Here is a 12,887-nt window from a genome sequence, read left to right on the forward strand (position 1 = left end):
GGCGGAGGAGGCCAAGCCGGTGTAGACGCAGGCTGGCCCGGACAACCCGACCCGGGCCGGCCCCGGTCAGCCGGTGAAGAAGGCCGGACCGTCCGCCGGGAGGGCCGGTGCCGCACCGGCTACCGCTGCCCGGGCGGCGAACTCCCGCAGGCCGGCCACCTGACGTTCGCCGAGTGAGAAGTCCAGCGTCCGGAAGTACGACGCCAGCGTCGCCGCGTCGAACGGCTCCCACCGGGCCCCCGCCTCGGCGACCTGGTCCAGCTCGGCCAGGCAGAGGTCCCGGGAACGCAGGAACGCCTCGTGCACCTCCTTCACCACCCCCGGATGGGCGGCGGCGAACTCCCGGCGTACCGCCCAGACGGCGAAGACCATCGGCAGCCCGGTCCACTCCCGCCACGCCTGCCCGAGGTCGGTCACGGTCAGCCCGCGCCGGGGCGCCTCGTGCAGGGCACGCAGTGCCACGTCGCCGATCAGCACCCCGGCGTCGGCCTCCAGCAGCATCTGGGTCAGGTCCGGCGGGCACCGGAAGTACTCCGGGTGCACCCCGTAGCGCTCGCCGAGCAGGAGTTGGGCCAGGAGAACACCGGTCCGTGAGGTGGAGCCGAGGGCGACCTTGGCGCCGTCCAGCTCGTCCAGCGGCCGGGTGGAGACGATGTTCACCGAGAGCACCGGGCCGTCGCTGCCGACCGCCAGATCCGGCAGGAGCAGCAGCTCGTCGGCGTGGCGCAGGTACTCGACCTGGGAGATCGGGCCGATGTCGAGGTCACCGGCGACCAGCGCGGCGTTGAGCCGGTCCGGGGAGTCCTTGTGCAGCTCGACGTCGATCAGTGCACCGGAGCGCATCAGCCCCCAGTAGATCGGCAGGCAGTTGAGGAACTGGATGTGCCCCACCCGGGGTCGTCCGATGCGCTCAGTCACGACCCGACGGTATCCGGCGGGTTCCGGATCGGCTCACCGAGCCGGCACCGGAGTGGCCAACCCCGCATTAACGGCCCCCTGCCGGACGGACCGTTCCCGGCGCACGATCCGGGCGACCGGCACCCACAGCGCCACGATGACCAGCAGTCCGGCCAGCCCGGCGGCGGCGATCAACGGGCGGGGCGCGAAGAACTCCAGCAGCAACCCGCCGATCAGGAAGCCGATCATCGAGGCGCCCTGGATGGCTGCGCCCAGGGCGGCGAAGGCCCGGCCCCGGGCCGCCTCGGGGACCCGCCGGGCGAGCACCACGTTGCTGAACACGTTGTCCCCACCGTTGCACAGCCCACCGATCAGCCAGAGCGGTACCAGCAGTTGGGCGTTGGGCACGGTGGCCCCGGCCAGCACCATCAGGCAGCAGCCGCCGAGCAGGACGAGAGCCGCCCGGACCAGGGCACCGTCGTCGGCGAGGCGGTGGGTGAGCCGCGCGAAGAGCCAGGCACCGGGAAGCACGCCGGCCGTCCAGGCACCGGTGACGATGCCGTACGTGATGGTGGAGCTGCCCAGCGTCTCGCGCATGAAGAACACCTCCACCGGGGTCATCGCCATCACCGCCGCCAGCGCGCCGGCCATCGCGGCGACCATGCCGAGCAGCAGCGGATCGTGCCGCAGCCGCCAGGTGGCCGCCGTGGCCCGTGCCGGGCTCCCGTCGCTGGCCGCCAGCTGGGCGGTGCCGGTTGGCTGGGTGGTGGCGGTTGGCTGGGCGGTGGCGGACGACCGGGCGCCGCCGCGACGGGTACGCAGCAGCAGGCCGGCCACCACCAGGGCCAGGTAACTGGCCGCGTCCAGCAGCAACGGTGGGCGTACCCCGAACTGGCCGACCAGCAACCCGGCCAGTGCCGGGCCGACGAGTGCGCCGAGGGTGCCGGCGGTCTGGTTGACCGCGCTGGCCCGGGGCAGGTCCACCGCCCGCACCATGGCCGGCACCAGCGCGGCCAGGTTCGGCTGGGTGACCGCGAGACCGCAGGCCAGCAGGGTGACCAGGCCGATGATCAGTGCCGGATGTTCGGCGTACGCCAGCGCGGCGCAGGTCGCGGCCTGGGCCACTCCGGCGCCGATCAGCAGGGTGCGGCTGTCCACCCGGTCGGCCAGCCGCCCGGTCAGCGGGGCGAGTACGACCAGCGGCAGGGTCGCGGCGAGCAGCAGCCCGGAAACGGCCAGCCCACCGGCTCCGGCTGACTGGAGAGCCAGCGCGAGTGCCGTGGCGGCGAGGAAGTCCCCGCAGGTGGAGACGCCCCGGGCGGCTGCGGCCAGCCAGACGTCGGACCACCGGGAGCAGGACGGACCCGCAGTTGTGAAAGACATACTTCGAAAATATTCCTTCACAACTGCCGACACAACCCCGCCGACGCGTCAGTCCAGGGGCACCACCCGGTACTGCACTCCCACGCGCCGCGCCCCCGGTGGCGGGTCGGCGGCCCGGTGCCGGTGCCGGTACGGCTCCAGCAGCCGTTCGACCTCGGCGTTCAGCCGGGCCTGCTCCTCGGCGGTGACCAGCAGCATGGTGTCGTGGAAGACCGCGACGTCGTACCAGTCCCTCGGCTCGGTCCCGGCCCGGCGCAGCCAGTCCCGGGTCCGTTCCAGATCCCGTGCGGCGTGCGCTTCGACCAGCGCCTGCTCGGCGGCGCGCGCCTCGGCACCGGCCGACTGGCCGGCGTCGACGAAGAAGGACGGGTTGAGCGCGCGCCACAACCGCTCCCGGGCGTCCCCACGCCCGGGAGCCTCTTCGATCAGCCCGAACTTCGCCAGGGCCCGCAGGTGGTAGCTGGTCGCACTGGGCGACAGCCCGGCCACCTCGGCGCATTCGGTCGCCGATGCCCCCCGGCCACCGAGCGAGCCGAGATGTTCCATGATCACCAGCCGGGCGGGGTGGGCCAGCGCCCGCATCACCTGTGGATCACTGATCGTCACCCGGCGCCGCTCGGGATGTGCCTCGGTCATGGCACCCATCATCGCCGGCGCGGTGGAAGCCGGTTAATCGATCGTCCGCAACGGCCGGGAGGCGTAAGATCGAACGTCGCGCGCGAGCAGGACGCGCCTCTTCCACCGGGCACAGCCGGCACCGCATCGACGGAGCGCCGGGCGGCCCAGGTCAACCGATCACTCCACCGCACCGGAAGGTCGCCTCGGATGACCCTTGCCGCCAGCCAACAGTCCGCCCACGAGCCGGACCTCGACCAGCAGCTCGCCGCCGAACGCGCCCACCTGGACAACTCCCGTGCCGCGCTGCGTCGGATGCGGGAACGCGCCGAGGCCCTCTTCGCCACCGGCGCACAGGTCGCCGGGGATCCGTTCGCTGCGGAGACCCTCGGGCGCACGCTCTCCCGCCGGGTCGCCGAACTGGCCGACGATCCCACCACACCGCTCTTCTTCGGGCGGCTCGACTTCGGCGGGACGAGCGACGGGGAACACGACGGCGGGGCGGCCGACAGCCGGCCCGCAGGTGGGCCGGACCACGACGGGCACGACGGGCACGACGCCGACCATGCCGGACGGCGCTACCACATCGGACGGCGGCACGTCACCGACGAGATCGGCGAGCCGCTGGTGCTGGACTGGCGGGCACCGGTCTCCCGCTCGTTCTACCGGGCGAGTGTGCGTGACCCGCAGGGCGTCGCCACCCGCCGCCGGTTCGGCTTCGCCAGCGGCGTACTCACCAGCTTCGAGGACGAGCACCTCGACCGGGGCGAGGAACTGGGCACCGCCAGCCGGATCCTGACCGCCGAGATCGAGCGGCCCCGCGTCGGGCCGATGCGCGACATCGTCGCCACCATCCAACCAGAACAGGACGAACTGGTCCGGGCCGAACTGGCCGAGTCGATCTGTGTGCAGGGCGCCCCGGGCACCGGAAAGACCGCAGTCGGGCTGCACCGCGCCGCGTACCTGCTCTACCTGCACCGGGAGCGGCTGCGCCGCTCGGGCGTACTGATCATCGGGCCGAACCGCGCCTTCCTGTCGTACATCGCCGCCGTCCTGCCGGCCCTCGGGGAGGTCGAGGTCGAGCAGAGCACCGTCGAGGACCTGGTCGCCCGGGTGCCGGTCCGCGCCGTGGAGGACCCGGCCACCGCCGCGCTCAAGCACGACCCGCGCCTCGCCGAGGTGCTCCGCCGGGCTCTCCGGGGGTACGTCCGGAAGCCGGAGGAACCGATCGTCCTCTCCGACGGTTCGTTCCGTTGGCGGATCGGGGTGGACGCGCTGCGCCGGGTGGTCGACGAGGCCCGGCGGGAGGGGCTGCCCTACGGCACCGGCCGTGAGCGGGTCCGGGCCCGGGTCGTCGGGCTGCTGCAACAGCAGGTCGAGGCCCGGCGGGCCGAGTCACCGAGTGACGCCTGGCTGCGCCGGACCGGTCGCAGCCGCCCGGTGGCCGGGTTCCTCGACACGGTCTGGCCGGCGGTCACCCCGGAGGGTCTGCTGTACAGCCTGTTCAGCGACCCGGAGCTGCTCGCGGCTGCGGCCGGCGACCTGCTCACCGTCGAGGAGCGGGAGCTGCTGCGCTGGGCGAAACCGGCCCGTACCCCGAAGGCAACGAGGTGGACGGTCGCCGACGCGGTCCTCATCGACGAGGCGGCCGGGCTGATCGAACGGCCGGCCGGCTTCGGACACGTGGTGGTCGACGAGGCGCAGGACCTTTCCCCGATGCAGTGCCGGGCCATCGCCCGGCGCAGTGAACACGGCTCGATCACCCTCCTCGGGGACCTGGCGCAGGGCACCGCGCCGTGGGCCGCCCGGGACTGGCGGGACTCCCTGGCCCACCTCGGCAAGCCGGACGCCACCGTGGTCCCGCTGACCGTCGGGTTCCGGGTACCCGCCGCCGTGGTGGCCTTCGCCAACCGGCTGCTCCCTGCGCTCGCGGTGGACGTACCGCCGGCCGAGTCGTTGCGCCGCGACGGCAACCTGGACATCCGTACGGTGACCGACCTGACCACCGCGACGGTGGCCGAGGTGCGCGCGGCGCTCGCGCACGACGGCTCGATCGCCGTGATCGCCGCCGACGACGCGGTGGACGGACTCCGCGCCGCCCTGACCGACGCCGGGATCACCACCGCGACCGTCGACGACGTCGAGGCCGGGGCGCGGGTCACCGTCGTACCGGCCACCCTGGTCAAGGGCCTGGAGTACGACCACGTCATCGTCGTCGAGCCGGCGGCGATCGTGGCCGCCGAGCCACGCGGCCTGCACCGGCTCTACGTCGTGCTCACCCGGGCGGTGTCCCGGCTCGCCGTCCTGCACCAGCACCCGCTCCCCGACCCGCTCGGCTGAACGCGTCCTGTCCTGGCTCAATGCGACCCGCTCGGCTGGACGCGACCCGCCCGGCTGAGCGGGTCGCGCCGGCTGAGCGGGTCGCGCCGGCTGAGCGGGTCGCGCCGGCTCGTCAGTTCAGCAGTACGCCACCGATACCGGAGATGCTCCCGCCACCCGGCTTGTACAGGTCCACGCGGTACCAGAGCTTCGTCGCCAGGATGGCCGGGAGCCGGGACGCGCCGACCGGGCGGACAGCGGTGGGTGCCGGATGGCCCTGCACCGCCGTACGCTGCTCGATCACCAGCCGGGTGAGCACGCCGGACGGGCTGTTCTCCTCGCCGATCTTCTCGTACGGTGCGCCGACCAGCATGTCCATCGGGCCCGCACCGTCCAGGTTCAGAATGGTCACAGACCGCCCGAAATGGTCCCACATCTCGGGCTGCTCCATCCGGTAGCGGGGGGCGTGTGCCGGAGCCTGGCCCTGGCGGTAGCTCATCCGACGGTTCCAGTTCAGCCCGTCCGGCCCGCCGACGAGCAGCACCACCGCGCCGGCACGCTGGTGGCCGATGTACGGCGCTCCCTCGCTGCCGAGCAGCACGTCGGGATAGCCGTCCCCGGTGACGTCACCGGTGCCGATGGAGATGGCGAAGAACTGGGGGTCGGTGACACCCCCGTAGAAGTCGGTCGAGGTGCGGAAGATCCTGGCCCCCTCCGCCCGCAACCCCGTCGGCGCTCCGGGAACGTAGAGCAGGGCACCATGCGCGCTGCGCGGAGCACCCGCCAGTACATCTCCGTAACCGTCCCGGTCGATGTCGGCGACACGGATCACGTCGATGGAGACACCCTCGTGGTCGCGCGCCAGGAGCTGGGTCGCGCTAAGGCTCCGGGGACCCTCCGGAGAGCCCGGCAACAGGGTCACCCGGTTGTCACCGTTCTGCCGGTCGTTGTCCTCCAACTCGCCACCCGTGCCGACCAGCAGGTCGGCGTAGCCGTCGCCGGTCACGTCACCGATCCCGAGCGCGTCCCCGAACCAGTCCCCCGGCTCGGCCACCCCGGGGACATCCGGACTGTCCTGACTGAACTGCCGCCCGGAGCCGGGATCGATCCCGGTGGTGCCACCGAAGAGGGCGATCACCGTACCCGCACGCTCGTGGCCGGCCACGGCCTCGCCGTCCGCACTGACCGCGAGATCCGCGTAACCGTCGCCGTTCAGGTCGCCCGTCGCGAGTTGCTGCCCGAACTCGTTCCAGGCGGCTGCCATCCCCGGCACGCCAGGAGTGTCCTGGGTGAGGTGCTGGGCCTTCGCCGGATCGACGGGGTACCGGCCGCCGTAGAAGATCCAGATTCCACCGGCCCAGTTGGTGGTGCTGTCGCCCGGCACCGCAGCTTCCTGGCGGTCACCGACCACCAGGTCGGCGTACCCGTCCCCGTTGAAGTCACCGGCGGTCAGCGACTCTCCGAAGTACGAGCCGAGCAACGGGCCGCTCGGCTTGAGCAGGTGCTGGAGGTAGCCGTCCCGGGAGTACCGGATCACGATCCCGTTACCCCAGGAACCGTCGCCCTTCTGCACGAAGCCCTCGACAACGATCTCGTCCAGCCCGTCGCCGTCGAGGTCGAACCGGCTGGGCCCGCCGGTCGTGGTGGCGGCACGTACCGCCGGCCGGGTGGGCGTCAACGCGGTCGGCCGGGCCGGCACCCGCCGCGCCGGATCGGTGGTCGACGCGATCGGGCTGGCCGGTTTGGTGATCGGTGCCGCCAACCGGCCGACCGGGTCGACCGGCGTGGGACGCACTCCGGGTTCGACGGTCGCCGGGGTCGGGGTGTCGGCGTACTGGGCGACCGGTACCGGAGCACCCGGTCCCGGGCCGGAGACGGCGGCGACGAGGAGACCGAGGGCCATGGCTGCGGCGGTACCGCCGGCCGGTCGGCGTGCTGGAGGCATCAAACGTGTACTCCCAGATGAGGGGAAACCGAGCCTAGATCAGCGTCCCGCTGCGCCGCCGCCCTGTGCTGGGCCCTCGTTTGGCACGAGTGTTAAAAAGGGGCCCTTGTACAACGGAAAGCGTTAAGAAGGGGCCCTTCCTTAGATTCAAGCCCGTACGACCATCGGCGGTGCCAGGATCGACAGAGCGATCGGAGAGCGTCGGGCGCGTGGAGGTGGACGGTGAGCACCGTGGAAGCGGGTACGCCCTGCTGGGTGGACCTGGCCACCGGGGACCTCGACACCGCCACGCGGTTCTACCCGGAACTGTTCGGCTGGACCGGCCAGGTGTCACCGGACCCGGAGTCGGACGGCTACACGATCTTCCAACGGAACGGCCTGGCGGTGGCCGGCGCCGGGCCCCCGGCCACCCCCGGTCAGCCGGCCATCTGGTCGACGTACATCGCCAGCGACGACGTCGACTCGGCGGCCGGGCGGGTCGAGGCGGCCGGCGGGCAGGTCATCGTCGACCCGTTCGACATCGGCGAGCAGGGCCGGATGGCCGTCTTCGCCGACCCGGCCGGGGCCGCGTTCTCGGTGTGGCAACCGAGGGCGATGCGCGGCGCCGAACTGTTCGGCGAGCCGGGGGCGTTGAGCTGGAACGAGCTGACCACCCCGGATCCGGCCGGCGCCAAGGAGTTCTACGCGTTGGTCTTCGGCTGGCAGCCCGAGGACCAGCCGATGGGCACGGTCACCTACACCGGTTGGCGGCTCGGTGACCGGATCGTCGCCGGGATGATGCCGGCCCTGGACGAGCACTGGCCGCCGAACCTGCCCGCCTACTGGGGGGTGTACTTCGCGGTCGCCGACTGCGACGCGACCGCCGCCCGGGCCGCCGAGCTGGGCGGCATCATCATGGTGCCGCCCCGGGACATCCCGATGGGTCGGTACGCCGTGCTGAACGACCCGCAGGGCGCCGCCTTCTCGGTCATCGCGCTCGCTCCACCCGACTGACCGGCAGCGCTCAGCCGCGCCGGCCTCGGGCGGTACTCAGCGCCGGACCGGTACCACGATCGGGCCGTGCTCGCCGTCGACAACGCGCACCCGGGCCCGGTAGTGGGTGGCGAGCAGTTCCTCGGTGAGCACCTCCCGGGGTTTCCCGGCGGCGACCACCTTCCCCCCGGCGAGCAGCACCAGCCGGTCGGCGTACTCGCCGGCCACCGACAGGTCGTGCATGGTGGCCAGCACGGTCAGCCCGGCATCGGCCCGGAGCTGGTCGACCAGCTCCAGCACCTCCTGCTGGTGTCCGATGTCCAACGCGCTGGTCGGCTCGTCGAGCAGCAGCAGCGTGGCGCCCTGGGCGAGCGCGCGGGCCAGGAAGACCCGCTGGCGTTCCCCACCGGAGAGGGTGGCCAGTTCCCGTCCGGCGAACCCGGCCAGGTCCAGCCGGTCCAGTACGTCGTGCACGACCGCCAGGTCGGCGGCTGACTCCCGGCCGAGCGCCGGGATGAACGGGGTACGGCCGAGCAGCACGTAGTCCAGTACCGCCATCCCGGGCGGTACGACCGGTGACTGTGCCACGGTGGCGACCACCCGGGCCCGGTCCCGGCGGCGCAGCCGGTCGATCGGCGTCCCGTGCAGCCGGACCTCCCCGGACGGGGGCAGCAGACCGCCGACGACGCGCAGCAGGGTGGACTTCCCGGCGCCATTGGGCCCGATGACCGTCACCCACTCGCCGGGTGCGACCGTCAGGTCGACACCGGCCAGGATCGGCGCCCCGCCGAGACGTACCCACAGGTCACGAACCTCGACGGCGGGTACCGCCGAACCGGGCGCGGTCATGTCAGCACCCGCTTGGCGCTGCGCAGCACGAGCACGAAGAACGGCGCCCCGAAGAAGGCGGTGACCACCCCGATCGGGATCTCGGCGGGGGCGGCGGCGGTACGGGCCACCATGTCGGTCAGGGTAAGAAACGCCCCGCCGAAGAGCATGGCGAGCGGCAGGATCGACCGGTAGCTCGATCCGGCGAGCAGCCGTACGGCGTGCGGCACGATGATCCCGACGAAACCGATCAGCCCGGAGACCGAGACAGCCGCAGCGGTACCGAGGGAGGCGGCGGCGACCAGCAGCAGCCGGGACCGCTGGGGGTGCAGTCCGAGGCTGGCCGCCTCCTGGTCACCGACGGAGAGCACGTCGAGTTCCCGGCGGTGCAGCAGGACGACGACCGAGGTCAGTGCCGCGTACGGCAGCACCACCAGCACGTCGTGCCAGCCGGCGGTGGCCAGCCGGCCGAGCAGCCAGGAGTAGACCTGCTGGATGCTCTCCGCGTCCTGTTGCAGCAGGTACGTCTGACCGGCGGCGAGGAAGGCCGATACCGCCACCCCGGCCAGGATCAGGGTGGCCGGGGACCGGTCCCGGCCACCGGCCGCCCCGAGCAGGTACGTCATCAGCACCGCCCCGCTCGCGCCGACGAACGCGGCCAGCGGGATGGTGACCGGCAGGCCGGCGAGCGGGTCGCCATCCCCACCGGCCGGGCGCAGGACGATCACCACGGTGACCGCGAGGCCGGCTCCCGCCGCCACCCCGAGCAGGTGCGGGTCGGCCAGCGGGTTACGGAACACTCCCTGGTAGCAGCCGCCGGCCAGGGCGAGCAGCCCGCCGACCAGCAGGCCGAGTACCGCCCGGGGCAGCCGCAACTCGGTGACGATGGCAATCTCCCGCTCGGTGAGGCCACTGTCCAGCCGTACCCCGGGAATCAGGTTGAGCAGTTCGACGGCCACGCTGCCGGGCGGGAGGCTCACCGGCCCGAAGGCCACCCCGGCGATCAGGGCGACCAGTACGGCGAGGATCCCGCCGGCCAGCCAGCCGGGCCGCAGCCCGGCCGGCCGGGCCGGTAAGGAAGGGCCCCTTCTTATCGTTTTCTGCATAGGAAGGGCCCCTTTTTAACCGGTGGAGGTCGCACCGGTAGGGGTCGCGGGGACGACCGTCACGCGGGCACCTTCGCGGTGGCGTCCACGATGGCCCGGAGCAGGTCAACGACGCGCGGGCCCCAACGCGAGGCGACGTTGTCGTCGAGCGGTACGACCTGATTGTTCTTCACGGCGGTGAGGCCGGCCCAGCCGGCGCGGGCCTTGACCGTCTCCGGGGTCTGCTGGCAGCACTTGGTGTCGGAGAGGAAGACGAAGTCGGGGTCCGCCTTGATCAGCGCCTCCTGGGAGAGCTGCGGGTAACCGCCCTTGCTGCCGTCCGCGTCGGCCGGGTCGGCGATGTTCTGCAGACCGGCGAGGGTGTAGACCGACCCGATGAAGGTCTTGCTGGTCGCGGTGTACAGCTCCGGCCCCAGCTCGTGGAAGTAGGTCAGCGGCTCGGCACGCTTGGGCAGGTCGGCGACGAGCTTGGCGATGTCGTCCCGCATCCGCTTGGTGACGTCGGTCGCCTCGGTGACGTGCCCGGTGAGCTGGCCCAGTTCGGTGATCTGCCGGTACGAGTCGTCCAGCGTCTTCGCCGCCGGCGCCTGGTACACCGGGATCTTCAGGGTGGTGAGCTGGTCCACGATCTTGTTCATGTCGTTGGAGATCACGACCAGGTCGGGGGTCTTCGCGGCGATCGCCTCGGCGTTCGGGTTGAACCCGGAGAGGTCACTCTTCGGCGCCTCGGCCGGGTAGTCCGAGTTGTCGTCGACCGCGGTGACCTGCTTGCCCGCGCCGATGGCGAAGAGCATCTCGGTGGCGGTGGCCGAGAGCGAGACGATCCGCTCGGGACGCTTCTCCAGGGTCAGCGTGCCGACGGTGACCGGGAAGGAGGCCGCCGCGCTGGACGGGGCAGCCGGGGTTTCGGCGGTGTTGTCGGCGCAGGCACCGAGAGTGAGGGCGGTCGCCGTGGCGAGCGCCACGGCGAGCAAACGAGGGGTACGTCTGGACATCGGTCCTCCTGTCGGTCGAGGATCTGGTGCTTCGCCGACAGGGGCCGTTGACGTCTGCGCCCCGCCTGCGAGGCGCCCCTTCCTCGAGAGCGCGGTTCGCGACCGCTCCGCAGGCGACCTGGCTCACCCCACGCCGGCCCGGGGAGGGCTCGGGACGGGGGTATCACAGTTGCGGGACAGCGCCGGTTTCCCACCGGCTTCGCTGCGGGGCGGTCGCTAGCACCGTAGCGCACGTCCGAGCAGGGGGAATGGGGCCCCGTGGGGGTGGCCGGGGCCCCATTGGCGGATCAGGAACCGGTACCGGCCGTCAGGCGGCGCAGTACTGGGCCTGCTTGCCGATCACCCGGTACGGGCAGTCGGCGTACTCGCTGAGCAGCAGGACCGCGTCCTTGTTGCGGGAGGTCTGGGCGGGGATCACCTCGTCGGGCGGGTAGAACCCGCCACCGAACGACGAACCGGGGTACATCTCGAAGGTGTACGCCCAGATCTTGTGGGTGGCCCACATCCAGTCGATGCTGCTGCCGTCGGTGATGTAGAGGTCCGACGACTGCTGCGGGGTGTAGCCGTTGGTCGCCGCCATCTGCTGACCCAGCGTGGCGAAGGTGCTGTACTGGTCGGCGGTCATCCCGGTGGCGGTGTTGTTGTAGGTGTAGCCGAACGGCCAGAGCACCAGCTGCGAGTAGGTGTGGAAGTCGATGTTCGCCTTGATCTGCTGGACCCCGCCGACCACCCGGCTGTTGACGAAGTTCCGCACCGCCGAGGTCTCGGGGGCGCTGAACGCCGACGGGCCACGGTAGGTGTCCGAGGACGGCGAGCCCGACGAACCGCCGCAGCAGCCCCAGTTGTAGGACCAGTTGCGGTTCAGGTCGGTGCCGACGTACGTCGAGCCGCTGTTCGGCTGCCGGTTCTTCCGCCACGAGCGGTAGGAGCCGGTGGCGATGTCGTGCTCGCTGCCGTCCGGGTTGACCGTCGGGATGATCCAGATCTCCCGGGTGTTCACCGCGTTGGTGACCCGCGAGTCGGTGCCGTAGCTGTCGGTGAAGAGGTTCATCAGGTAGATGGCCATCTCCACCGTCAGGTGCTCCCGGGCGTGCTGCTGGGAGTTGAAGAGGATCTCCGGCTCGGCCTCGTCGGTGGCGACGTTGTCGGAGATCTTGATCGCCATCAGGTCACGGCCCTGGTACGAGGTACCGATGCTGATCTTGCGGGCGATGGACGGATGGTCCGTGACGACCTTGTTCGCGACGGCGGTCAACTCCGCGTAGTCGTGGTAGTTGGAGTCGGCCGCCGGGAAGCCGTTGATCCCGACCTCGGACGACTGCGGTAGCGCGGCGATCGCCTCCAGTGTGAAGCCGAGGCGGGTGATCGCCGCCGCCTCGGACCGGGTCGCCGAGACGTGCAGCACGCCGTGCTCGGAGTAGTCGATGGCCGCACCGGTACCCGCGACGGCGGTACGGTCCGCGAGGGTCCGCGGTCCGATCACCCGGTACGGCACGGCGGCGGCCGACTCGTCGGACCGCTTCGGGCCGGGTTCCGCCGATACCGGACCGGCCGCCGTCGCGAAGAGCCCCATCACGACGGCGACCGCTAGCACGATGCCGCGGCGTGGGGTGAGGGATGAACGGATGGGCATGCCCACCTCCTGGGAGTGCGGAAGATCCGCTGCGTGGATCTTCACTCCACCACCCATCACATGGTCATATCAATATCGATCACTATAAATTCCATGCCAGGTTGGACATCGCGCCGGCAAAGATTTTCCATCATGGCACCTCTGGCGAAACTTCCCTCCGAAAGGGATAGTGACGCCAGACGATCCCACCGAGT

Annotated in this window: 9 protein-coding genes, 1 pseudogene and 1 riboswitch; of the genes and pseudogenes, 2 read left to right on the plus strand and 8 right to left on the minus strand. The window is 71.6% G+C overall.

The genetic code is table 11. The features are described 5' to 3' along the window. Positions 1 to 66: 66 nt before the first annotated feature. From V6U90_RS04505 to V6U90_RS04515, 3 genes are read right to left on the minus strand one after another with little or no spacing between them, the layout of a single operon-like run. Positions 67 to 918: a menaquinone biosynthetic enzyme MqnA/MqnD family protein gene (locus V6U90_RS04505; RefSeq protein ID WP_334431269.1), complete on the minus strand. Its 852-nt coding sequence runs from the start codon at positions 916 to 918 to the stop codon at positions 67 to 69. A gap of 33 nt (positions 919 to 951) precedes the next feature. Beyond that, on the minus strand, positions 952 to 2,280 hold the full coding sequence (locus V6U90_RS04510; protein ID WP_334431270.1) for an MFS transporter: 1,329 nt from the start codon (positions 2,278 to 2,280) through the stop codon (positions 952 to 954). A gap of 48 nt (positions 2,281 to 2,328) precedes the next feature. Next, positions 2,329 to 2,916, minus strand: a complete 588-nt coding sequence (locus V6U90_RS04515; RefSeq protein ID WP_334431271.1) for an ArsR/SmtB family transcription factor — start codon at positions 2,914 to 2,916, stop codon at positions 2,329 to 2,331. Positions 2,917 to 3,105: 189 nt separating this feature from the next. Here V6U90_RS04515 and V6U90_RS04520 point away from each other — a divergent pair, with 189 nt between their 5' ends. Beyond that, complete coding sequence (locus V6U90_RS04520) at positions 3,106 to 5,235, plus strand: HelD family protein (protein WP_334431272.1); 2,130 nt, start codon at positions 3,106 to 3,108, stop codon at positions 5,233 to 5,235. 112 nt (positions 5,236 to 5,347) lie between these two features. Here the strand turns inward: V6U90_RS04520 and V6U90_RS04525 are convergent, their stop codons facing one another. Further along, complete coding sequence (locus V6U90_RS04525; protein ID WP_334431273.1) at positions 5,348 to 7,159, minus strand: FG-GAP-like repeat-containing protein; 1,812 nt, start codon at positions 7,157 to 7,159, stop codon at positions 5,348 to 5,350. A 222-nt stretch (positions 7,160 to 7,381) separates the two neighbouring features. On the opposite strand from V6U90_RS04525, the gene V6U90_RS04530 reads away from it, so the two are divergent. Further along, positions 7,382 to 8,152 (plus strand): VOC family protein, encoded by a 771-nt coding sequence (locus V6U90_RS04530; protein WP_334431274.1) that lies wholly within the window; start codon positions 7,382 to 7,384, stop codon positions 8,150 to 8,152. Positions 8,153 to 8,188: 36 nt separating this feature from the next. Here V6U90_RS04530 and V6U90_RS04535 read toward each other — a convergent pair whose 3' ends face one another. From V6U90_RS04535 to V6U90_RS04550, 4 genes and pseudogenes are all read right to left on the minus strand, one after another. Continuing rightward, positions 8,189 to 8,980, minus strand: coding sequence for an ABC transporter ATP-binding protein (locus V6U90_RS04535; protein ID WP_334431275.1), 792 nt, complete (start codon positions 8,978 to 8,980; stop codon positions 8,189 to 8,191). Beyond that, a complete protein-coding gene (locus V6U90_RS04540) occupies positions 8,977 to 10,065 on the minus strand; it encodes a FecCD family ABC transporter permease (RefSeq protein ID WP_334431276.1) in 1,089 nt (362 codons plus the stop codon). The genes V6U90_RS04535 and V6U90_RS04540 overlap by 4 nt, the downstream gene beginning before the upstream one ends. A gap of 59 nt (positions 10,066 to 10,124) precedes the next feature. Continuing rightward, a complete protein-coding gene (locus V6U90_RS04545; protein WP_334431277.1) occupies positions 10,125 to 11,060 on the minus strand; it encodes an ABC transporter substrate-binding protein in 936 nt (311 codons plus the stop codon). Positions 11,061 to 11,177: 117 nt separating this feature from the next. Further along, a riboswitch (cobalamin riboswitch) is annotated at positions 11,178 to 11,258 on the minus strand. Positions 11,259 to 11,376: 118 nt separating this feature from the next. Then, positions 11,377 to 12,693, minus strand: a pseudogene (locus V6U90_RS04550) (M14 family metallopeptidase); the annotation flags it as partial. Between the last annotated feature and the right edge of the window lie 194 nt (positions 12,694 to 12,887).

Source organism: Micromonospora sp. CPCC 206060, assembly GCF_036906895.1.
In the GTDB taxonomy this organism is placed as follows: Bacteria; Actinomycetota; Actinomycetes; order Mycobacteriales; family Micromonosporaceae; genus Micromonospora.

Bases quoted from the DNA above. Each gene is read 5' to 3' on its own strand.
- V6U90_RS04510 (WP_334431270.1), bottom strand. From the start codon at position 2,280: ATGTCTTTCACAACTGCGGGTCCGTCCTGCTCCCGGTGGTCCGACGTC.
- V6U90_RS04515 (WP_334431271.1), bottom strand. From the start codon at position 2,916: ATGACCGAGGCACATCCCGAGCGGCGCCGGGTGACGATCAGTGATCCA.
- V6U90_RS04520 (WP_334431272.1), top strand. From the start codon at position 3,106: ATGACCCTTGCCGCCAGCCAACAGTCCGCCCACGAGCCGGACCTCGAC.
- V6U90_RS04525 (WP_334431273.1), bottom strand. From the start codon at position 7,159: ATGCCTCCAGCACGCCGACCGGCCGGCGGTACCGCCGCAGCCATGGCC.
- V6U90_RS04535 (WP_334431275.1), bottom strand. From the start codon at position 8,980: ATGACCGCGCCCGGTTCGGCGGTACCCGCCGTCGAGGTTCGTGACCTG.
- V6U90_RS04540 (WP_334431276.1), bottom strand. From the start codon at position 10,065: ATGCAGAAAACGATAAGAAGGGGCCCTTCCTTACCGGCCCGGCCGGCC.
- V6U90_RS04545 (WP_334431277.1), bottom strand. From the start codon at position 11,060: ATGTCCAGACGTACCCCTCGTTTGCTCGCCGTGGCGCTCGCCACGGCG.